This is a genomic window from uncultured Shimia sp. (assembly GCF_913054185.1).
In the GTDB taxonomy this organism is placed as follows: domain Bacteria; phylum Pseudomonadota; class Alphaproteobacteria; order Rhodobacterales; family Rhodobacteraceae; genus Shimia.
Window position 1 is genome coordinate 1 of the sequence record NZ_CAJXIV010000034.1, and the last position, 20238, is coordinate 20238.

General features: G+C 55.1%; 21 protein-coding genes. 14 read left to right on the forward strand and 7 right to left on the reverse strand.

Annotation, left to right across the window (positions count from 1 at the left end; all coding sequences use genetic code 11):
* A partial coding sequence (locus QZ517_RS09210) for a glycosyltransferase family 2 protein (protein ID WP_294225534.1) occupies positions 1–651 on the forward strand: 651 nt, incomplete at its 5' end.
* On the opposite strand, the gene QZ517_RS09215 is transcribed toward QZ517_RS09210, so the two are convergent.
* The 3 genes from QZ517_RS09215 to QZ517_RS09225 are packed head-to-tail and all read right to left on the reverse strand — an operon-like array spanning position 590 to position 3009.
* Positions 590–1432 (reverse strand): AraC family transcriptional regulator, encoded by an 843-nt coding sequence (locus tag QZ517_RS09215; RefSeq protein WP_366766023.1) that lies wholly within the window; start codon positions 1430–1432, stop codon positions 590–592. The genes QZ517_RS09210 and QZ517_RS09215 overlap by 62 nt on opposite strands.
* Complete coding sequence (locus QZ517_RS09220; RefSeq protein WP_294225548.1) at positions 1432–1752, reverse strand: 2Fe-2S iron-sulfur cluster-binding protein; 321 nt, start codon at positions 1750–1752, stop codon at positions 1432–1434. Before QZ517_RS09220 ends, QZ517_RS09215 begins: the two co-directional genes overlap by 1 nt.
* 15 nt (positions 1753–1767) lie before the next feature.
* Complete coding sequence (locus QZ517_RS09225) at positions 1768–3009, reverse strand: cytochrome P450 (RefSeq protein WP_294225551.1); 1242 nt, start codon at positions 3007–3009, stop codon at positions 1768–1770.
* Between the two features lie 304 nt (positions 3010–3313).
* Here QZ517_RS09225 and QZ517_RS09230 point away from each other — a divergent pair, with 304 nt between their 5' ends.
* The 4 genes from QZ517_RS09230 (at position 3314) to QZ517_RS09245 (ending at position 7254) form a co-directional block, all read left to right on the forward strand.
* On the forward strand, positions 3314–4357 hold the full coding sequence (locus QZ517_RS09230; protein ID WP_283427684.1) for an extracellular solute-binding protein: 1044 nt from the start codon (positions 3314–3316) through the stop codon (positions 4355–4357).
* 76 nt (positions 4358–4433) lie between these two features.
* Positions 4434–5534 carry an ABC transporter ATP-binding protein gene (locus QZ517_RS09235; RefSeq protein WP_294225554.1) on the forward strand — a complete coding sequence of 367 codons (1101 nt, stop codon included), beginning with the start codon at positions 4434–4436 and terminating at the stop codon, positions 5532–5534.
* On the forward strand, positions 5534–6391 hold the full coding sequence (locus QZ517_RS09240) for an ABC transporter permease (RefSeq protein WP_294225558.1): 858 nt from the start codon (positions 5534–5536) through the stop codon (positions 6389–6391). The genes QZ517_RS09235 and QZ517_RS09240 overlap by 1 nt, the downstream gene beginning before the upstream one ends.
* 11 nt (positions 6392–6402) lie before the next feature.
* Positions 6403–7254, forward strand: a complete 852-nt coding sequence (locus QZ517_RS09245; protein ID WP_294225560.1) for an ABC transporter permease — start codon at positions 6403–6405, stop codon at positions 7252–7254.
* Here QZ517_RS09245 and QZ517_RS09250 read toward each other — a convergent pair.
* A complete protein-coding gene (locus QZ517_RS09250; protein ID WP_294225642.1) occupies positions 7251–8279 on the reverse strand; it encodes an AbrB family transcriptional regulator in 1029 nt (342 codons plus the stop codon). The genes QZ517_RS09245 and QZ517_RS09250 overlap by 4 nt on opposite strands.
* Before the next feature lie 89 nt (positions 8280–8368).
* Between QZ517_RS09250 and QZ517_RS09255 the strand changes: the two genes are divergently transcribed.
* The 4 genes from QZ517_RS09255 (at position 8369) to QZ517_RS09270 (ending at position 11952) form a co-directional block, all read left to right on the forward strand.
* Positions 8369–9043 carry a GntR family transcriptional regulator gene (locus QZ517_RS09255; protein ID WP_294225562.1) on the forward strand — a complete coding sequence of 225 codons (675 nt, stop codon included), beginning with the start codon at positions 8369–8371 and terminating at the stop codon, positions 9041–9043.
* A 527-nt stretch (positions 9044–9570) separates the two neighbouring features.
* Complete coding sequence (locus QZ517_RS09260) at positions 9571–10386, forward strand: ABC transporter substrate-binding protein (protein WP_294225565.1); 816 nt, start codon at positions 9571–9573, stop codon at positions 10384–10386.
* A gap of 1 nt (position 10387) precedes the next feature.
* On the forward strand, positions 10388–11221 hold the full coding sequence (locus tag QZ517_RS09265) for an amino acid ABC transporter permease (protein WP_294225569.1): 834 nt from the start codon (positions 10388–10390) through the stop codon (positions 11219–11221).
* Positions 11221–11952, forward strand: a complete 732-nt coding sequence (locus QZ517_RS09270; RefSeq protein WP_294225571.1) for an amino acid ABC transporter ATP-binding protein — start codon at positions 11221–11223, stop codon at positions 11950–11952. The genes QZ517_RS09265 and QZ517_RS09270 overlap by 1 nt, the downstream gene beginning before the upstream one ends.
* A gap of 73 nt (positions 11953–12025) precedes the next feature.
* On the opposite strand, the gene ychF is transcribed toward QZ517_RS09270, so the two are convergent.
* Complete coding sequence (ychF, locus tag QZ517_RS09275; protein ID WP_294225574.1) at positions 12026–13123, reverse strand: redox-regulated ATPase YchF; 1098 nt, start codon at positions 13121–13123, stop codon at positions 12026–12028.
* A 98-nt stretch (positions 13124–13221) separates the two neighbouring features.
* Here ychF and QZ517_RS09280 point away from each other — a divergent pair, with 98 nt between their 5' ends.
* The 3 genes from QZ517_RS09280 (at position 13222) to QZ517_RS09290 (ending at position 16193) form a co-directional block, all read left to right on the forward strand.
* On the forward strand, positions 13222–13632 hold the full coding sequence (locus tag QZ517_RS09280) for a VOC family protein (RefSeq protein WP_294225576.1): 411 nt from the start codon (positions 13222–13224) through the stop codon (positions 13630–13632).
* An 81-nt stretch (positions 13633–13713) separates the two neighbouring features.
* Positions 13714–14505 carry a tryptophan synthase subunit alpha gene (trpA, locus tag QZ517_RS09285; RefSeq protein ID WP_294225579.1) on the forward strand — a complete coding sequence of 264 codons (792 nt, stop codon included), beginning with the start codon at positions 13714–13716 and terminating at the stop codon, positions 14503–14505.
* Between the two features lie 116 nt (positions 14506–14621).
* On the forward strand, positions 14622–16193 hold the full coding sequence (locus QZ517_RS09290; RefSeq protein WP_294225582.1) for a trimethylamine methyltransferase family protein: 1572 nt from the start codon (positions 14622–14624) through the stop codon (positions 16191–16193).
* 65 nt (positions 16194–16258) lie between these two features.
* Here the strand turns inward: QZ517_RS09290 and QZ517_RS09295 are convergent, their stop codons facing one another.
* Both QZ517_RS09295 and QZ517_RS09300 read right to left on the reverse strand, forming a co-directional pair.
* Entirely contained in the window at positions 16259–17632 is a 1374-nt protein-coding gene (locus QZ517_RS09295) for an ATP-binding protein (RefSeq protein ID WP_294225585.1), read from the reverse strand.
* Complete coding sequence (locus QZ517_RS09300) at positions 17632–18177, reverse strand: heme NO-binding domain-containing protein (protein WP_294225586.1); 546 nt, start codon at positions 18175–18177, stop codon at positions 17632–17634. Before QZ517_RS09300 ends, QZ517_RS09295 begins: the two co-directional genes overlap by 1 nt.
* Positions 18178–18323: 146 nt before the next feature.
* On the opposite strand from QZ517_RS09300, the gene QZ517_RS09305 reads away from it, so the two are divergent.
* Together QZ517_RS09305 and QZ517_RS09310 are read left to right on the forward strand one after the other, a co-directional pair.
* Positions 18324–19490, forward strand: a complete 1167-nt coding sequence (locus QZ517_RS09305) for an alpha-hydroxy acid oxidase (RefSeq protein WP_294225589.1) — start codon at positions 18324–18326, stop codon at positions 19488–19490.
* Positions 19491–19555: 65 nt separating this feature from the next.
* The gene (locus QZ517_RS09310) at positions 19556–20182 is read left to right on the forward strand and encodes a hypothetical protein (protein ID WP_294225591.1); all 627 of its coding nucleotides are present in this window, start codon (positions 19556–19558) and stop codon (positions 20180–20182) included.
* Positions 20183–20238 lie beyond the last annotated feature (56 nt).

Below are 20238 nucleotides of genomic sequence, written 5' to 3' on the forward strand. Positions count from 1 at the left end.
GCCGTTTACCGTACTGAACTCGTTCGTCACCTTGGCGGCTTTGCCTTTGGCCTCAATGGAGAAGACAGCGACATATCCATGCGCATTGGCGAGTTGGGCTACCGCATTCAAGTGGACCCATACGTGCGCTACGAATCCGAAGTGCCCGCCACTTACGCGCACATGCGTGAACAACGCATGCGCTGGTTTCGCTCCGCGTTTCACATAACTGCACGTTGCCGACAGTCGACGGAGTTTGGCAACCCATCTCTGCGTGGTTGGGTAGTCCTGCCCATCATGCTGCTCAACACGTCTGTGCGCACCATGGGTCTGCCACTTGTGATTTTTGGTTTGATCGAGTTTCTGGAACCTTTTGGCACAGGCCCGCGCCCGCTTTGGACCGCAATCGCAGCGGTTGTTCTTGGTGCCCCGACTTTGGTTGGGTTAGGGGCTGTACTGATCAACCGCACGCCTCGAGCTGTTTTTTGCCTGCCGGAGTATACTGTATTCCGCCTCATGCGCGCCTACTTCACACTCGAAAGCATGCTCTCCATCAAACTCAGCGGAAAAAAGCGAACTGCGGCAATTCACTTGGAAGCCCTGGAACAAATCACGCTTCCCGACGAACCGCGGCTCGAAAATAGCGCGGTGCGCGCCCCTGGTGACGCTTGAAGTCTCGACTAAAGTGAAACGGATCTGCATAGCCACATTTAAGTGCCACATGCGAAATTGGTTGTTCTGTTGTGCGCAAGAGATAGCAGGCCAACACCATTCGCTCCCTGCGCAGCCACGCCATTGGGCTGCTGCCCGTTTCCTCCCTAAACCGCCGAAAAAGTTGCGACTGACTGATGCCAGCAATCTCGGCCAAACCTTCAACACTCCAGGCCCGATCCAACTGCGAGCGCAAACGATGCGATACACGCATCACAACACCCGAAGGCCCCGTATGGCCTTGTGCACGGCGCAACACGGACAAGTCAGCGAGCAGCTCTGAGATTTTTGCGCTCACCAGAGCTGGCAAGTAGACGGAGTTCACAGACAGCGCTTCTTTTACCGCTTCAAAGCGTGGTCTTTGGTCAGCACACCCATGAACGACCGGAACTTGTTCAAAGCCAAGGTGAGCGTGCAAAGCATTCACCCGATACCCTGCAAAAGACATCCACAAATATGTCCAATCTGATTTGGCGTCCGCACCATGCGCATAACTCAGAGCAGTATCGATCCAGGCCAAATCACCAGGCAACAGCTCAAATCTCTCTCGTCCCAACTCGACACATCCGAGACCACTGAGGCTGAGGATCAAGACGTGTTGATGATAATTTTGGCGCACCATCCCGTCATCGTGTCGCGCAACGGTAAGTCCCGCGACAGGAACGTGGTAGGGCCAGAGGTTTCCATCGTCCTGGGTTGCGTTGAAAACAATGGTCGAGGTATCACACACCTCAGATGACATTATACCTGAGAATCCGGCACGTTGATCACCATGCCGTGCATGTCTTCGCTTACCACGACCTGACAACTCAACCGACTGGTTGGTTGCGGCTCGATGACAAACTCTAACATATCGGCTTCATCGTCTTGAGGCGCAGCGACCCGCTCAAACCACTCCTGAGGCAACACGCAATGGCACGTACCACACGCACACGCCCCTCCACACTCGGCCGCAATCTCATCAACCCCTGCGTTGACAGCGGCCTGCATGACGGACATGCCAAGCGCCGCATCGGTTTCAATTTCCGTGCCATTTGCCTGCACAAATTTTAGTTTGACCATTTTCTTGCTTCGCCTTTACGCACGCTTCCAACAGATACGCAGCTCTTTTGGGCCACGAACCGACAATCCTGACTTATACTTTGGCTCAGCTCCGACGAGTTCCATTTCTGTAAATCGCGTGTTCAGGGTGGAAAAGATCACATCCATATCCAGTCGCGCCAAATGGTTGCCAAGGCAGAAGTGCCCTCCCCCGCCAAAAGCCATATGCCGATTGGGCGTCCGACCAACATCAAACACGTCCGGGCGCTCAAATCGATTAAGATCACGATTGGCAGCCCCATAAAGTAAGCCAAAGCGCGTTCCGGCTGGAAACAGTTTGCCACCAACTTCGGTGTCTTCGGTCGCAAACCTGTGAAAATAAGGCAGCGGAGATTCATACCGAAACATCTCCTGAACAGCCGTTTTCATCAGGTTGGGATCGTCCCGCAACCGCTGATGCTGGTCCGGAAACCGCAAAAGCGCGTGCAGCCCACTCCCCAACACATCGATGGTTGACCCATGCCCCGCCATCAAGATCAGCATGGCCGTGGAAATCAGTTCATCTTGGCTCAGCTGACCCGAATCTCGATACACGATCAGTTTGCTCAACAAATCTTCTTTCGGAGCCTTTTCCCGTTCGGCCAGAAGGACCAACAAGTATTCGTAGAATTCTTTGGTCGCGCATTCCGCACGCGCCTTATCTTCTGCGCCCCTCTCAGGATCAAAAAATCGGACCACTTCTTCTGACCAATGGCGCAGCATTGGCGCATCTTCGTCAGGCACCCCCAAAACACGTCCAATTATATGGCCAGGCACATGCGCGGCAAACTCAGCAACAAAATCGACTTCGTCTTGCTCGCACAGTTCCTCTAGAAGGGTATCCACAAAATCCTGAATCGCGGGGCGCTGGCGCGCGATCATCGCGGGTGAAAATTCGCGAAAAACCACCTTACGCAACCGCGCGTGCGTGGCACCCTCGCTTTCGAGTAAATTCACCTGCACGTAACGCTCGTGATACGGCATGTCATGGAAGTTGATCGCCCGCTGCTGTGCTTTTTGGTCACCGTCCTCGATGAAATCCTCGTTGTTGCGCAACATGGTTTTATCGAGCGCCACGGCCTCCACGTCCGCCATTTTTGTCAACATCCATGTATTCGCGCTCTCCCAAAAGTAGGGTGTGTCCAACGCGCGCATGGCGGCATACGTGGCATAAGGATCCGCGGCAAAGCCCGTGCTTTGCGGGTCAAAAGAAATCCGGCTGGCTGGGTCCGTAAGCATGTTGTCCTCGCGCAATAAGAAGCTGGACAATACTTCTAATCCAAACGAAGTAAATGCCGACGACGCACCAAAACATGGATGAAACTCGCATACTGCTGATCCTATTACGGTCGAAAAACATGCGGTTTCACTCTGATTTCATCGGTCTATCGCGCCGCAATCTAGCCAAGATTAAAACTTTTGTAACGCGGCACGAAAATATTTGACCAAATGATACATTCCCCCCATGGTAGCGGCATCAATCAACATAAGAAAAGATCCCGGGGGGATATGTTCCATGAAAAATCAACCATTTAAGCTGTCTATGACCGTTGCTGTAGCAGCAATGCTCAGCGCAGGTGCCGCTTCCGCAGACACGCTACGCCTTTTGACCTGGGGCGGCTATGCACCAGAAGACGTTGTCGCAAAATTTGAAGCCGAAACCGGCCACACCGTCGAGGTGACCAAATCCAACAACGAAGAAATGATCGCCAAGTTGCGCGCCACAGGCGGCGGTGGTTTTGACCTGGCACAGCCAAGCCAAGACCGCATCGCTGGCCCGCAAGCCGAGTTCGGGATTTACAAACCAATCGACCTGTCCAAAATTGACGCGTCCCTCTTCATCCCTTCCATGCTGGAAGCCACCCAAGGCAACACAACCGTCGGCAGTGACGTGTATGGCGTGCCTCACGTGTGGGGCACCTCCGGTCTTGTGGTCGACACCGCCAAAGCCTCCATGGTTCAGGATTACACCGACCTGTGCGCATCTGACGTTGCAGGCAAAGTGTCTTACCGCCTGAAGCGCCCGACTTTGATTGGTTTCGCTTTCTCGATGGGTCTTGACCCATTCGCCGCATACGGCGACGAGGCAGCTTATGCTGACATCATGTCTCAGGTCGAAGCCAAACTGATCGAATGTAAAGCTGGCGTAAAAACCTACTGGGGTGGTGGCGACGAACTAATGGGCCTGATGCGCTCTGGCGAAGTTGTGGCGTCCATGGCATGGGACACCGGCGGTTGGAAGCTGAACTCCGATAACGCCGACATCACTTTTGTGGCCCCTGCTGCAGGTGCTCTGGGCTGGGTTGATACTTTTGTTCTGCCAGCCAAGGGCAAAGCAGATGACGCGGCTTATGCGTGGATCAACTTTGTGATGCAGCCAGAAGTGGCCGCAATGATCACAGCTGCCGCTGGCAACTTCACCGCATCCAAAGGTGCTGATGAATTTGCCTCCGCAGATCTGAAGGCACGTTACCAAGGGTCCTTCCCTGCGGAAGCCATCGACAACATCAAATGGTACCCACCAGTACCAGCCGGTCTTGAAGCCATCGAAGGTGGTGTTCTGGACCGCGTAAAAGCCGCTAAATAAACCAGCGCTTTTCAACTACTAAAAACAGCGTGTGTCCTCGCGGGCGCACGCTTTTACGACTTTAAAGGACCTCCCAATGACGCCCGATCTGCAGTGCACCAACCTCACCAAAAAATTTGGCGAGACAACAGCGGTGGACAATGTCTCCTTCTCTGTACCAGCGGGGTCCTTCTTTTCGATCCTCGGCCCATCTGGCTGTGGCAAAACCACAATCATGCGCATGATCGCAGGCTTTCTGGAGCCAAGCAGCGGCGACATCCAGATCAAGGGCAAGTCCGTTTTGAACGTGCCGCCTAACAAGCGCCACGTGAACATGGTGTTCCAACACCTCGCCCTGTTCCCGATGATGAACATCGCGGACAACATCGGCTATGGCCTTCGCCGCAACGGAATGCACAAGAAAGACATCGGCTTCAAAGTGGACGAAGCGCTTGAACGGATCGGCTTGCCAGGCATCGGGCACCGCCGTGTAGATGAGTTGTCCGGCGGCCAAAAACAGAGAATTGCCATCGCCCGCTGCATGGTACTGGAACCAGATGTCCTATTGCTCGACGAACCTCTCGGCGCACTCGACCTGAAACTGCGCGAACACATGAAGGTGGAGCTAAAAACCCTTCAGGCTGCGTTTGACACCACGTTTGTATACATCACGCACGACCAATCAGAGGCTTTGGTTATGTCGGACAACATCGCCGTGATGAACGCCGGACGTTTTGAGCAGGTTGGCAGCGCCCAAGACCTCTACTACCGTCCTGATACGGCTTTTGTTGCCGGCTTTGTGGGTGACAGCAACCGCTGGTCGGGCAAAGTCATCAAACAAGACGGTGACAACACGCTAGTTCAAACCACCAGCGGCCTAACGCTTCGTGGGGCAACGCAAGGGCGCTCACTGTCTCAGGGAGACACAATCGACGCCTTTGTGCGGCCCGAAGCCATTCGCATCGCCCATAAAGCCGAAGATCTCGCGAGTTTTGACAACCAGATCTCCGGCACAGTCACGTCGATCCTCTTCAATGGTGCGGCCTCTCGAGTCATGGTGCGTGACACAGATGGTCACGAAGAAGTCGCCGTGAACCTGCCGCAATCTGGTGAATTTGCAAACCTCACCAAAGGCGCTCCGGTGCACATTGGCTGGGCCAGCGATCAGGCCAATTGCTTCTCGGCGGGAGCGTCTTAATGCACCGCGAAGCCAAACTTGGACTCATCCTTTTGCTGACGCCGTTTCTTCTCTGGCTCAGCTTGCTGATCGTGATTCCTCACATCGATCTTTTGCTGGTTTCTCTGCGCGAGCGAGTGGGCGTTGGTCAATATGAAATCAGCCTCGGAAACTACCTCACCTTCTTCACAGAGCCTTTGTACATCGTCACCTTTCTCCGCACCGCGGTAATGTCGATTTTTGCAACAATCCTGACCCTGCTGATTGGCTTTCCAGTCGCCTATTACATCGCAAAAATGGCCAAAGGCCGCACCCAATCCGCGCTATTCTTACTCTGCTTGGTGCCCTTTTGGGTTTCGGAACTGGTGCGCACATTTGGCTGGATGATCTTACTTCGGGAAACCGGCATCATCTCCAACTTGCTGCAATCTGTGGGTCTCGCCAGCGGCCCAGTCGAGATGCTCTACAACGATGCCGCCATTATGGTGGGCCTGGTTTATACCTCCATGCTGTTCATGGTTGTACCATTGATCACAACGCTCGAGAGCCTGTCTGACGAAGTGGTCGAAGCTGGCTACGATCTTGGAGGCAGCGGTTTCAGCGTCTTGCGTGAAATCATCATTCCTCACGCGATGCCAGGAATCGTGTCAGGCTCCATCGTGGTCTTCATGCTCTGCTTGGGCAATTATCTGACCCCAACTATGCTGGGCGGCAAGGAGAGCCTGTGGTTCACCGAGTTGATCTATTCTCAGTTCATCGTGCGGTTTAACTGGGAACTTGGTGCTGCCTTTGGCTTCCTGCTGTTGATCCTATCTTCTGTGATTGTCTGGGGCATGTTGCGCCTCACCGGGCAATCGCTTGAAAAGACGATGGGGTAAGGAAAAGAAATATGATCCCTACTATCCCTCAACCCCGTCTAGTCACCACGGCCTATAAAGCCTACGTGGCGCTGTTTTTCGTCTTCCTTGCGCTGCCATTAATCGTTGTGGCGGCCTTTGCCTTCAATGACAGCCAGTTCCCATCCCTGCCTTGGGAAGGCTTCACCTGGAACTGGTTTTTTGGCTCGGAGCGCCCCATGATTGGTGCATTCCATGAACGCTCAATCCTGCGCGCAATTGGCACGTCTGTGTTTGTGGCCTTCTGTGTCTCCGCACTTTCCATGGTGGTGGGTCTGTCCAACGCCTTCCTGTTCAACCGTTACAAGTTCCGCGGGCAAAGCATCCTCTACGTCTTTATGCTGCTGCCTCTGGTGATCCCCGGCATTGTGCTTGGTATCTCCATTCTGGTGTCCTCCAGCCGCTTGGCAAACGGCTTATGGGATGGGTTTCAATGGGATGTCGAAGCCCTGCGCCCAGGCCTGTGGTTGGTAATCCTTGGTCAATTCTCCTTCATCACAACAATCGCGACCTTGGTGATTGGGGCCCGCCTACAGAAGTTTGACAAAACCTTGGAGGAGGCCGCGCTAAACCTCGGTGCTGGTCGTTTGACAGCAATCCGTACGGTCACCCTGCCCTATCTTGCTCCCGCCATGATCGGCGCGTTTGTGGTGGCTTTCTTGATGAGTTTTGAGAACTTCAACACCACGTTGATGCTCGTTGGTTCTGATGCACCTTTGACCATCGCCATGTTTGACCGTCTCAAAGAGGGGTCCACCCCACTGCTGAACGCTGTCAGCCTGCTCTTGATGCTTGGTTCATCACTGCTGGCTCTCGTCATGATTGCCTTTCAAAAGAAAGGCTAACCAGAGGCTTTTGGTTTCAACAGGCGCGCCGCGATCGGCGCGCCTAAGATCACCAAAACAATGCGCGTCAGGTGATGGGCAATCACGAACCCAAGGTCTGCGCCGACCACAATCGCCAAAACTGTCATCTCCGCCTGCCCGCCCGGTGCAAAAGCCAAAAACGCCTCCATCGCAGGCGCAAGGCCGAGCCGTGTCGCGATTTCAGCAAAGCCCGCGGCCAACACCGCCAGAACAACCATAAACGCCAGCCCAGACAGCACAACACTGCGCAACTCGCGCATGGTGACGCCGACGTAGTAAACCCCAATTACAACACCGATGAAAAACTGCGCTGTCCAGATCGCTTCTTGTGGCGGCCGTGAATGCAAAACACCGCCCATGGTCAGGGCTGCGGACACAATCATAGGCCCTAGAATGGACGCGCCAAACAACCCAATGCGTTCGCCACCTTTCCACCCGACAATCGCTGCAGCTGCCATGATCACCATCTCGTGGATCGGTAATTCCGACGCAGGTTGGCCAATCGGATTGGACAGGCTCACACCATATACGGATATCAACATGATCGGCGCCACCGACACGATCACAAGGACCCGTGTCGCATGGATCAACGACAATATCCGCGCATTGCCTCCTGCCTCTTCGCCAAACAGGATCATGTCCTGCAAACCACCCGGCATCGCCGCATAGTAGGACGTCACAGGGTCAAATTTGCAGACCTTATGGAAAAACGGCACGCCGATTAGCGCGATGACAAATATGTAAACCGGCATCAACGCAATCGACCCCGCCATTCCCGGCAGTTGCGAGGCCACCTCAGGCGTAATGGACGTCCCGACAGCAACCCCAAGAATGGTGCGTGCACCCGCGGTGATCTCGCCAAATCCGGAAAATCGGGCACCACTCAGCGCCGCAATGAGACACGCGGCCATCGGACCAAACAAAAAGGGCAGCGGCAAATTCAACGCCCAGAAAACAAAGGTGCCGATTGCCGCCACCACAAAGGTGAAGGCTCGAAGTCGCAGTGTAGACACAGATGATTCCAATCTCGATTGACCGATTGCATCCTACTGTATACAGCTGGATGCAATTTAACAATATGCGGCCAAACCCAATGAGCGACGACCTATCCCCTTCGGAAAAGCTTCATGGAAACGCGGCTTACGGCGCGCTTCTTGCTGAAATTCGAGACGGGCATCTGTCCCCCGGCGACCGTCTCCGCGAAACCGAACTTGCCAAACGCTTCGGCGTCAGTCGCACCCCCGTGCGAGAAGCCATTCGCCAGCTGGAAGCCGATGGGCTTGTTACGCATCTCCCGAGAGTCGGCGCCACGGTGCGAAAGTTGGATTATTCCGAAATCATGGAACTGTACGAAATGCGCTGCGTTCTGGAATGCACCGCAGCTCGCATGGCTGCCCGCTCCGCCTCAACTGTGGAAATCGCAGAGCTGACTGCAATCAGTGACGAAATTTCTAAGGTGGGCAAAGGCACGGAAGCCGCCCGCCTGAATCGCCAATTCCATCGGGCACTGCTGGAAGCTGCAAAAAATCGTTTCCTGATCAAGTCCATGCTGAGCGTGCAGAAGGCTATGTTAATTCTTGGCCGCACCACTTTGGCTGATGAAGAGCGTTATGAAAGTGCCATCGAGGAGCATAAAGCGATCTTGGACGCCCTAGTTGCCCGCGATGGCAACACAGCCGAAGCAGCCATGCGGGCACATATCACCGCAGGCCAACGCGCTCGCATTCGCGCGTTAAGAGCAGAGCTGGAAGACACTGTGTTCCTGTAGCACGGCGCAAGAGGCGCTCTTAAACTTCAAACCAAGACACTAGGCATCACAACCCAAGGATCAAACCTTGCCAGCGCGGTTCAAATTCGCTTTTACTACCCGTCGCGCTTGCACAACAAACAACCAGTTCGATTTAGCCAGTGCAATGAATTGCTCAAATGGCGCGCACCCCGAAGGCCTCTCGCCTTTCGGTGACTTTGTGAACCGCGGCGCAGCGATCCACTAGACAACACCCACACTGAACTCTCGATTTGTGGCACTGAACGCCAAAGCTGTCGATCTGGTCTGAAACAAAAAGTTGTCAGCTGTTAGGCCTGTCACAGCAGTTCAGCGCCGCCGCATATCATGGCTAGGATCAATGTGGCCAGCAACGTCAGTGGCGACCTTGGCACCAGCGGAGAAGTGAAGCTTCGCGACGCAAAACCGGTGAACGCTCTTGAAAGTGCGTTTTGCAAACAGATGTGCTGGACAACAAACCCCTAGCACATCATGTTTTGACCAAAGAGTTCAAAAGGGAAGATATCTCCGTGTTTCACAAAGTCATTGCCGCCACCGCGCTCACCGCGCTGTCCACCTCCGCAGCGTTCGCAGCAGGCCACTGCGCCGACGGAAAAACCCTGACCGATGGCACTCTCACCATCGCGACCGGCAACCCCGCTTACTATCCGTGGGTCATGGACGACGCGCCGGAAAGCGGCAAAGGCTTTGAAGCCGCCGTGGCTTACGCTGTGGCCGAAGAAATGGGGTTTGCTGCCGACAAAGTGACATGGGCCCGCTCCTCATTTGATCAGGCAATTCAGCCTGGCCCGAAAGATTTTGACTTCAACTTGCAGCAGTTCTCCATCACCGAAGAACGTGAGAAGATGGTTGATTTCTCCTCGGCTTACTACGCGGCTCCCATGGCGATTTTGGCCTCAGCGGATGCAAAAGGCACGGACGCAACTGTAAATGCCCTCAAAGACCTGAAGTGGGGCGCCATGGGCGGGACAACTGCCGTGCCCGTTTTGATGGATGCCATTGGGCCAAACGACATGCCGCTTTTGTACGGTGACAACGCGGATGTGACCGCCGCAATGCAGGCCGGTCAAATCGACGCGGCTTTGTTTGATTTGCCAACAGCATTGTACCTAAGCGCCGTTGTGGTCGAAGGCTCCGCTGTGATTGGCCAATTCCCGGCAGATCGCACCGAGAACCCAGACCGGTTTGGTCTTTTGCTTGAAGAGGGTAACCCCTTGAAAGCATGTGTCGATGAGGCTATCGCATCCCTGACAGAAACAGGGAAGCTGGCCGCCATTGAGGCCGAGTGGTTGCAGGAAACCACTGGTGTGCCGCTGATCAAATAACATGAGCAAGACCAACGCGGCGGGCAAAACCCGCCGCCAAATTTACGAAGATCGCCTGCGCCGCCGCTCCATGCTGATCGCGGGCGGCAGTACTTTGGCTGTGTTGTTGTCCGTCCTTATACTGGTGCCCCTGGCACCGGGTTGGGACCGGGTCAAAGCCAGTTTTTTCAACTGGGAAGTCTTTGCCAAGACGTTCCCTAAGCTGCTTGAAGCCTTCAAGTTGGATGTTGCGATCTTCTTGTGGAGTGCCCCTGCGATTGTCATTCTTGGGCTGCTGGTGGCACTGGCACGTGACACGCGCAATCCCGCTTTGTTTCCGCTCCGCATCCTAGGCGCGGCCTACACGGACATCTTCCGAGGTGTACCGGTGGTATTGACCGTTTACCTGATTGGCTTTGGCATTCCTGGCCTCGGGCTTCCGCGGCCATGGAATTCGCCCTACATTTGGGGCTCACTTGCGTTGATCCTGACGTATTCGGCTTACGTGGCAGAAATTTTCCGCTCCGGCATCGAAAGCGTGCACAAAAGCCAACGTGCTGCCGCACAATCTCTTGGCCTATCGGACGCCGATAACATGCGCTTTGTCATCCTGCCACAGGCCATTCGCCGCGTGATCCCCGCGCAGATGAACATGTTCATTGCGTTGCAAAAAGACGTGGCATTGTTGAGCTTTATCGGCCCGGTTGAAATCTTCCGCCAAGCTGGCGTGTATAAATCGCTGCTCGCGAACTTCACGCCCTATGTCGGGGCAGCGGTGATTTTTCTTGCGGTTACTATTCCGGCCACTCGTTATGCGGACTACCTCATGGCAAAGCAGAACCGGGACCGAAGCTGATGGCGAAAATCATTCTGAAAGGCGTCGAAAAACGTTTTGGCGACAACACAGTCTGCGACGGCATCGACCTTGCGGTTGAGGAGGGCCAGATGGTCTGCCTGATCGGTGCCTCCGGTGCGGGCAAATCCACCTTATTGCGCTGTATCAATCTGCTGGAGACCATTGAAGACGGGGAAATCCTACTGGACGGCGAAGACATATCCCTGCCCGGCTTGAACCCGCAACCGGTGCGCCGCCGCATTGGTATGGTGTTTCAGAGCTACAACCTATTCCCGCATATGACAGCGGCGGAAAACGTGATGCTCGCGCCACGTCGGGTCTACAAGAAGTCCCGCGCCGCGCTGCGTCCGGAGATCACAGAGCTGTTCAAACGCTTTGGTCTCGCCGACCGTATGGACCACTATCCGGATCAGCTCTCCGGCGGACAGCAACAACGGGTCGCCATTGTCCGCGCCTTGGCGATGAAGCCCGAGGTGATGTTATTTGACGAGATCACCTCGGCACTGGATCCACAGCTGGTGGGCGAAGTGCTCGACGTGCTGCGCCTGCTTAAAGACAGCGGCATGACCATGGTTCTCGCCACCCACGAGATGGGCTTTGCTCGTGAAGCGGCGGACAAGGTCTGCTTCCTGAAAGACGGTAAGGTTGTTGAAGAAGGTGCGCCCAGCGCCTTGTTTGATGCGCCGCAACATCCCGACACCCAGGCGTTTCTGGCACGCGCTCTGAAATAACCCCCACCGCCCCAAACCAAAAAGCCCGCTGTCATCACAGCGGGCTTTCTCTAATCAGATGTTTCAATCCAAATCAGGTGTTGAACAGGAAGTGCATGACGTCGCCGTCTTTCACTTCATAACCTTTGCCTTCTGCGCGCATCTTGCCCGCCTCTTTGGCTCCGCTTTCACCGTCACAGGCGATGTAATCCTCATAGGCGATGGTCTCGGCGCGGATAAAGCCTTTTTCAAAGTCGCCGTGGATCACCCCAGCCGCCTGCGGCGCCATCGTGCCCTGACGGATAGTCCAGGCACGGGCTTCTTTTGGACCAACAGTAAAGTAGGTTTCCAAGTGCAAAAGCTCATAACCTGCCCGGATCAGACGATCCAACCCAGCTTCTTCCAAGCCCATCTCCTCAAGGAACATGATGGCCTCATCGTCTTCTAGCTGGCTGATCTCTTCTTCGATCTGTGCGGAGATGATCACATGACTGTTGCCTTGTGCCGCCGCCATCTCGGCCACTTTGGCAGAGTGCGCGTTGCCCTCAGCAGATTCAGACTCACCTACGTTACACACATAGAGCACTGGCTTGGTGCTCAGAAGTTGCAACATTTTCCACGCCTTGGTGTCGTCCTCATCAACCTCAACCAGGCGTGCAGGCTTGCCATCTTCCAGCATCGCTTGTGCCGCTTTCAGGAGGCGCTCCTGCTGAACCGCTTCCTTGTCGCCACCGCGCACCTTTCGCACGATGCCCTGAAGTCGCTTTTCAATGCTTTCCAGATCCGCCAGCATCAGCTCGGTTTCGATGGTTTCCGCATCAGCCACCGGGTCAACGCGGCCATCAACGTGCGTCACATCGCCGTCTTCAAAACAGCGCAGCACATGCGCAATGGCATCGGTTTCGCGGATGTTCGCGAGGAACTGATTGCCAAGGCCTTCACCTTTGGACGCGCCTTTCACCAACCCTGCAATATCCACAAAGGTCATGCGGGTTGGAATAATAGACTTGGACTGCGCAATGGCAGCCAATTTATCCAAACGCGCGTCCGGCACGCCCACTTCACCCACGTTGGGCTCGATGGTGCAGAACGGGAAGTTTGCCGCCTGCGCTGCAGCGGTTTTGGTCAGCGCGTTAAAGAGCGTGGATTTGCCAACATTTGGCAGACCTACGATGCCCATCTTGAAACCCATGTCCGGTCTCCTGTCACATGTTTGTGCTGCTCTTAGGCAGAGTTTGGGCCCGGCGCAAGCTGCGTGTTAGGATAGACCCATTAAACAAGGAGATTTTGATGACTTTTATTCCCTACGTTTACTTCGATGGCACCAGCGAAGACGCCATGGATTTCTATGCCGCAGTCTTTGACGCCGATGATGTGGTGAAGATGCGCTTCAGCGAAGCACCACAAGAAATTGGAATGCCACACAGCGACAAGATTATGTACAGCCACATCGAGAAAGATGGCTGGAAGTTGATGTCAAATGACACGGCCCCAGGCATGCCGTATCAACCGCAAGCTTCAGTTTCGGTCGCCCATCAAACCAAAACAGTTGAGGATGCCCGCACCCGATTTGACAGGTTGTGCGAAGGTGGCGTGGCGATCATGCCGTTTGAGAAACAATTCTTTTCCGCGGGCTTTGGCATGTGCAAAGATAAATATGGTACCCATTGGATGATAATGGTCGATGACGCAGCCACCTAAGCCGCACCACATGCTCGGCAAGGATTGATTTCCCTCGGAGATTTAGGCACATCTTCTGTCATCAAACTCTGAGGACTGTTCATGACACGCATCGACGCCAAATTCGCCGAACTGAATGCCGCTGGCAAAAAAGCCTTTGTGGCCTATGTCATGGCCGGAGACCCGGACTACGACACCTCACTGGAAATCATCAAAGGCCTGCCCGGTGCCGGCGTCGACATCATTGAGCTAGGCCTGCCGTTTACCGACCCAATGGCCGATGGCCCAACTATTCAGCTTGCGGGCCAGCGCGCGCTCGACGGCGGCATGACAATGGAACAGACGCTTGATCTGGCCACTGAGTTCCGGCGCGTGGACGACACCACACCTATTGTGTTGATGGGCTACTACAATCCGATCTATTCCCGCGGCGTCGACAGATTTTTGATCGATGCAAAGCTTGCTGGCATTGACGGGTTGATCGTGGTGGACTTGCCGCCGGAAGAAGACGCAGAGCTGTGCATTCCAGCGCAGGCCGCAGGGTTGAATTTCATCCGCCTCGCAACGCCAACCACAGACGACAAACGCCTGCCCAAGGTTCTGCAAAACACATCGGGGTTTGTGTATTACGTCTCCATCACCGGCATCACCGGCTCCGCAGAAGCAGAAGCCACCAATGTTGGTCCCGAAGTGGCCCGCATTAAATCCAAGACAGACCTGCCTGTGATTGTTGGTTTTGGCATCAACACCCCGGAGAAAGCGCAAAACATTGCCTCCATCGCCGACGGTGCTGTGGTTGGGTCTGCCATTGTTAGCCAGATTGGCGCTGGTAAATCGGTGAAAGACGTGCTGGCCTTTGTGAAATCCCTGGCAGATGGTGCCCACCGCGCCTGATGGCATCAAATATTTGGCGCGGTTCGCCGCGCCATGCTACACTTATCCCGCTCAAGTCGGCAGGCAGTGAGCGTAATCGGTGTGTGCCTTTTTCGCTGTAAAAAGGAGCTAGCGCCATGCCAACCGATCATTCCCCAGCCCCTCGAAAACGCCGCGGTCGCAAATCACCACCCGTCAGCCGCGCTTCTGCGGATGCCTTTTCTCTTGAACATATCATTCGGCCACGCGCGCAGTTTGGATTTTTAGACAGCGATCGCATGGCAACCCTCAAGGGTCGCGTGTTGGACCTGCTGGCGGACTACGGTGTCATGGTGGTGCACCCAGAAGCCAAAACCGCTCTGAAAAAGGCTGGAGCCATAGAGGGCAGCGAGGCCGGACGCCTGAAAATGCCGCGCGAGATGGTGGCAGAGGCCCTGATGGCTACGCCAAAGTCCTGTCGGCTGGCCGGACGCAACCGGATCTATGACATGACCCTTCCTCGCGCGGACGGCGGGTTCATTCTACGCACTGGCACGGGGGGGCATGGCTATGTTGATCCGCGCGACGCCAGCTACCGTAACATGGACCTCACCGCCGCGCGTGAAATCGCTGCTGTGGCCAACATCTTGGATCAAGTGGGGTTCGTCGCCCACCCGTTTGTGCATGGCGTTCCGGAGGTTACTGCAGACATTCACAGCTTTGCGGCCATCTCAGCCAACACACAAAAACACGTGTGGATGCAGCCTTATCAAAAAGAGAACGTCGACTACCTTCTAAAGATTGCCGCCATAGCCGCCGGCGGCGAAGACGCGCTGCGGGCCAATCCCACCACCAGCACCATTACCTGCTCATTTTCGCCTCTCGAATTCAAATTTATGGACACTGAGGTGATCATCGCATGCGGCAAATACGGTGTGCCGGTGCATGCCTGTTCGCTGCCAAGCGCTGGCGGGACGGCTCCCCTATCCCCGGCCGCCCTTGCGGTGATGGCTGTCGCCGAGGTGGTCGGTATGGTCACCATGGCACATGTTTTGTCTCCTGGGTTGCCGGTGATTGCCACGCCTTTGATGTTTGCCTTGGACATGCGCACTGGCAGTGCTCTGCAATCTTCTGTGGAAGCCATGCAAGCCGCCTCGCTTTCTATACAGCTGGTCAAACGGGGGTTTGGCTTGATGGCACACACTTATGGATCCGGATCTGACACGCCGGATACGGATCATCAATCCATGGCAGAGCGCGCACTTTTAATGCAAACCGTTTCCCTTTCAGGTGCGGACATTCTCGGCGGAGTTGGACAATTGGAATGTGCGACGGTGTTCTGTCCTGTGCAGGCGGTTTTGGACAACGAACTCGGCGGTATGGCGCGACGCTTTTTGCAGGTGCCGGATGTAGACGATGCCGCATTGAATTTTGGCGAAATGCTCAAAGTCCCCGTGGGGGGGCATTTCCTGGATAGCAACCACACGGTTGCGGGCTGTCGGGATCAGCATATCCCTGAAGTTTTTCAGCGCATTGGCCGTGATGACTACGAGACAGGCGGACGGCGTGGCGCCTTTGAACATGCCAGGGACAAGGCTCTTTCAGCCATTGCAGCGACGCCAGAAGCCGGCTTCTTATCCCCCCTTCAGACCAAAGCGATTGCGGAGCTCACTGCCGCAGCAGACAAGCATATTGTGGAAGTCTATTCTGGAAAAGTGGACACCATTTGAATGCGCTGTGCAACTTGCGCGGGGGGGCATATTCGGGTCTGCCCGCGCCTCTATCATGCCCGTGACTAGTCTGGCCAACGCCCTTCTGCGGCCAGCGCATTGGCCATGGCCTGCACCAGGCACTCTCGGCTAATGGGTTTGGCAACATGCCCGCTCATGCCCTCTGATAAGTAGCCTGCCACCTGATGAACCATGGCATTTGCGCTCACGGCTAGGATTGGCGTCGCCTCCAGCATGTCTCGACTTTCAATTTCGCGGATTTGTCGCGTTGCCTCTAGCCCATCCATAACGGGCATATTGATATCCATCAATATCATGTCGTAGTGCCCCGTTTTCCAAGCCTGCACTGCTGCACTCCCGTTCTCAACAATCTCCAATGTGAGACCAACTTTCTTTAGCATGTGCTTAAGCACTATTTGATTGGTGCGATTGTCTTCCGCCGCCAAAACCCGCAAGCCAGCCAGGTTGCGCCCTGCATCAGCGGCCGTCACGGACGCAACCGAAACGGCCCGTTCCTCAGCCGGATCAACCGGAACTTTGGCGTGAAACTCAGCACCAGCGCCAAGACTGGACCGTAGAGATACCTCCCCGCCCATTAATTCGCAGATGTGTCGAGAAATTGCCAACCCCAGGCCGGTGCCCCCGTGCATGCGTGTCACGCTGGTGTTTGCTTGGTTAAACCGCTCGAACAATCGCAGCTGCTGAGATTTCGGAATGCCAGGCCCGGTGTCTCGAACTTTAAGGCTCAGCACCGCCTTTCCCGACCGGTGTGGCACCAGGTCGATAGACAAGGAAACAGAGCCCGATTCCGTGAACTTAATCGCATTTGACAAAAGGTTGCCCACGACCTGTTGCAACCGCACCGGATCCGTGTGCACAGAGCAATGGGCCGCCTTTGATAGCACAGCTTCAAAACTGAGCCCTTTTTCCTCTGCCCGGAATTGGTAATGGTGCCGCATACCATCCACCAAGTCCGACAGCTTGTAAGGGATGATCTCAAACTCCAGCTTACCTGCTTCAATCTTGGAGATATCCAAAACGTCATTGATAAGCGCTAATAGCAATCGACCGCTGTCCCCCAGAATCGCAACCAATTTGGCTTGATCATCGCTCAAACCGCTGTCGTCCAGCGCTTGGGCCATGCCAAGAATTCCATTGAGTGGCGTACGGATTTCGTGGCTCATCGAAGCCAGAAATGCCGATTTCGCCTCATTTGCCGACTCTGCAGCAACACGGGCGTCTTCTAGCTCGCTTGTGCGGTCACGCACGGCCTGCTCCATTGTGCCAAGAAGCTTCTGCAAACGTTGATTGGCCTCATAAAGCTCGCGACTTTTTCCCTCCAGAAGTGTCTCCGCTTCCTCACGCGCGACACGCTCCCGAAGGTACCTCCGGCGCGATACAGCATCTGTCGGTGGCGCTATGGGCTCACGTAGGTACATCAGGCCGCTTTCTGCATCACAAACTCGGCACAGAATTTGTCGCCATCCTTTCGCTCCGTCATTTGAATCGACGCATCATGCTTGAAATGCTGTAAACATGCCTCGATCAAGCCATGGCAAAAGTGTTGCAGGGGACGCTCGCTTGAGTACACCATCTTGAACCGACCGTCATCGAGCCGTTCTGTCGCAAATGTCGGCAACTCAACTTCAGGATAAAGCTTGCGCACTTCGACGTGGACCTCATTTTCGATGGATTCCAACATGTCAAAGCCGTCGGTTTTACCCTCAAAAAACACCGGATATCCGTCTTCAAACCGGCCAAACATCCAATGGCCAAACTGTTTGTGCAGCGCTTCAACCGGCGCGCCAAGTTCCGCACCAACCGCGTCCACAATCTGCAACAGTTCTCGACAAGGGTAATTGCCCACAGCGCTAAATGCGCCGTCGTTTTCCAAATCAGCCTTATCCAAAATGTCATCCACCGCCTCCTCGCCCATCACAGACTCGGCCATTCGGATCAATTCGACAAAAACAATGCCTTTCATGGAAAACCTCCGCGTCACTCTCAAAAATCTCACCCAGTCCATTGTGAGAACAAAGTGTAAACATCGCATTAACCCCAAAGAAGGATTGCGCCAACCCCGCCATATTGGTAAAGAACATTTACCAAAAGCGACTTGAGAGTGAGTTTATGACTGTCATCACCTGTATTGAGGACCTCAAACGCCTCTATCAACGCCGCGCACCGCGAATGTTTTACGACTACGCAGAGACCGGCAGTTGGACAGAAAAAACCTTTGTTGAGAACACCTCTGACTTTGCCGACATCTATTTGCGCCAACGTGTGGCCGTCGACATGTCCGGGCGCTCGACGGCAAGCCAGATGATCGGGCAAGATGTGGCAATGCCCGTCGCCTTGGCACCAGTTGGCCTTACCGGTATGCAATGCGCAGATGGGGAAATCAAAGCAGCGCGTGCCGCCGAGAAATTTGGCGTGCCGTTCACCCTCTCGACAATGTCGATCAATTCAATCGAAGAGGTCGCCGAGGCCACCACAAAACCGTTTTGGTTCCAGCTTTATACCATGACGGATGAGGGTTTTGTCGACCGATTGATCCAGCGCGCCAAAGACGCGAAATGCTCGGCCTTGGTGATCACGCTAGATCTTCAGATTCTGGGCCAGCGCCACAAAGATCTCAAAAACGGTCTCTCTGCCCCGCCGAAGCTGACACCGTCCACCATAGCCAACTTGATGACAAAATGGCGCTGGGGCATCGAAATGCTGGGCGCGAAACGGCGCAACTTTGGCAACATCGTTGGCCATGTTGACGGCGTCACCGACACCGCAGACCTCGGCGCTTGGACAGCAGAAAGCTTCGACCTGACCCTTGACTGGGATAAGGTTGCCAAAATCAAAGAGAAGTGGGGCGGCAAGGTCATTCTCAAGGGCATTCTGGACGCGGACGATGCCAAAATGGCGCTCAAGGTTGGCGCGGATGCAATCATTGTTTCAAATCACGGTGGTCGCCAATTGGATGGCGCACTCAGCGCAATCCGCGCCCTGCCCTCCATCATGGAAGCCGTGGGTGATCAGGTAGAAGTCCACCTTGATAGCGGCATCCGCTCCGGTCAGGACGTCCTTAAGGCGCTGGCACTCGGTGCCAAAGGCACCTACATAGGCCGCGCCTTTATTTACGGTCTTGGCGCTATGGGGGAAGCCGGCGTCACCAAAGCGCTGGAGGTGATCCACAAGGAGCTCGACGTGTCCATGGCGCTATGTGGTCGCCGCACCATTGACGAGCTGGATCGCAACATACTCCTGGTGCCGGAAAACTTCGAAGGCCGCTGGCAGGCATAACCAATTGCTTTGACAAGCTCTTGTCCGGCGCGTCATAAACGCATCGGACAAGAGGTATCGCGTGTATGTTGGTCTTTTTCAAACCAAATCTGGCATTTCTTTCTGTGCCCAAAACCGGCTCCACCGCTTATGAGTTGGCGCTGAGACCTCGGGCAGATGTGATTTTCACCAAACGGGTGAAACACATGACCATCGGCAAATACCACGCCAAGTTTGCACCATTCCTCAAAGACACCTACGGCATTGCGCCGGAACGCTTTGCGGTGATCCGAGATCCAATTGACCATGCGCGCAGTTGGTACAAATACCGCAGCCCAGAGCGGATGGCCCCGAATGCCCCCACGTGCCACGGCGGCATAAGCTTTGATGACTATGTCAGCGACGCGATCAGCAAACACCCGTCCAAAGCCGCTGGCATCGGTTCCCAAGCGTCCTTCCTGTCCTTGGCGGAAGGCGACGTTCCAGTCGATCACCTTTTTGCGTATGATCGCCAAGAGCTGCTTCAAGCCTTTATCGAAGAGCGTTTTGGGGCAAAGGTTCTTCCGCGCCAGAAAAACGTCTCCCCCGACGTGGAGGCCCCTCTGTCACCCGACGTGGAAGCGGCATTTCGCGCCGCGCGCCCGGCAGATTTTGAGCTTTATGACAGAGTTGTGGCTGCCGGCGGCGTATTACGGGAATTTCGGAGCGTTTAAGGCGCGAATCCCCTTTGCATTCAGACAAATCCGCGGTATAGGCGCGGCTTCACGCG

Bases quoted from the DNA above. Each gene is read 5' to 3' on its own strand.
- QZ517_RS09255 (WP_294225562.1), top strand. From the start codon at position 8,369: ATGAGCGACGACCTATCCCCTTCGGAAAAGCTTCATGGAAACGCGGCT.
- QZ517_RS09300 (WP_294225586.1), bottom strand. From the start codon at position 18,177: ATGAAAGGCATTGTTTTTGTCGAATTGATCCGAATGGCCGAGTCTGTG.
- QZ517_RS09305 (WP_294225589.1), top strand. From the start codon at position 18,324: ATGACTGTCATCACCTGTATTGAGGACCTCAAACGCCTCTATCAACGC.
- QZ517_RS09295 (WP_294225585.1), bottom strand. From the start codon at position 17,632: ATGTACCTACGTGAGCCCATAGCGCCACCGACAGATGCTGTATCGCGC.
- QZ517_RS09225 (WP_294225551.1), bottom strand. From the start codon at position 3,009: ATGCTTACGGACCCAGCCAGCCGGATTTCTTTTGACCCGCAAAGCACG.
- QZ517_RS09220 (WP_294225548.1), bottom strand. From the start codon at position 1,752: ATGGTCAAACTAAAATTTGTGCAGGCAAATGGCACGGAAATTGAAACC.
- QZ517_RS09245 (WP_294225560.1), top strand. From the start codon at position 6,403: ATGATCCCTACTATCCCTCAACCCCGTCTAGTCACCACGGCCTATAAA.
- QZ517_RS09235 (WP_294225554.1), top strand. From the start codon at position 4,434: ATGACGCCCGATCTGCAGTGCACCAACCTCACCAAAAAATTTGGCGAG.
- QZ517_RS09265 (WP_294225569.1), top strand. From the start codon at position 10,388: ATGAGCAAGACCAACGCGGCGGGCAAAACCCGCCGCCAAATTTACGAA.
- trpA (WP_294225579.1), top strand. From the start codon at position 13,714: ATGACACGCATCGACGCCAAATTCGCCGAACTGAATGCCGCTGGCAAA.
- QZ517_RS09310 (WP_294225591.1), top strand. From the start codon at position 19,556: ATGTTGGTCTTTTTCAAACCAAATCTGGCATTTCTTTCTGTGCCCAAA.
- QZ517_RS09215 (WP_366766023.1), bottom strand. From the start codon at position 1,432: ATGTCATCTGAGGTGTGTGATACCTCGACCATTGTTTTCAACGCAACC.
- QZ517_RS09240 (WP_294225558.1), top strand. From the start codon at position 5,534: ATGCACCGCGAAGCCAAACTTGGACTCATCCTTTTGCTGACGCCGTTT.
- ychF (WP_294225574.1), bottom strand. From the start codon at position 13,123: ATGGGTTTCAAGATGGGCATCGTAGGTCTGCCAAATGTTGGCAAATCC.
- QZ517_RS09270 (WP_294225571.1), top strand. From the start codon at position 11,221: ATGGCGAAAATCATTCTGAAAGGCGTCGAAAAACGTTTTGGCGACAAC.
- QZ517_RS09230 (WP_283427684.1), top strand. From the start codon at position 3,314: ATGACCGTTGCTGTAGCAGCAATGCTCAGCGCAGGTGCCGCTTCCGCA.
- QZ517_RS09290 (WP_294225582.1), top strand. From the start codon at position 14,622: ATGCCAACCGATCATTCCCCAGCCCCTCGAAAACGCCGCGGTCGCAAA.
- QZ517_RS09280 (WP_294225576.1), top strand. From the start codon at position 13,222: ATGACTTTTATTCCCTACGTTTACTTCGATGGCACCAGCGAAGACGCC.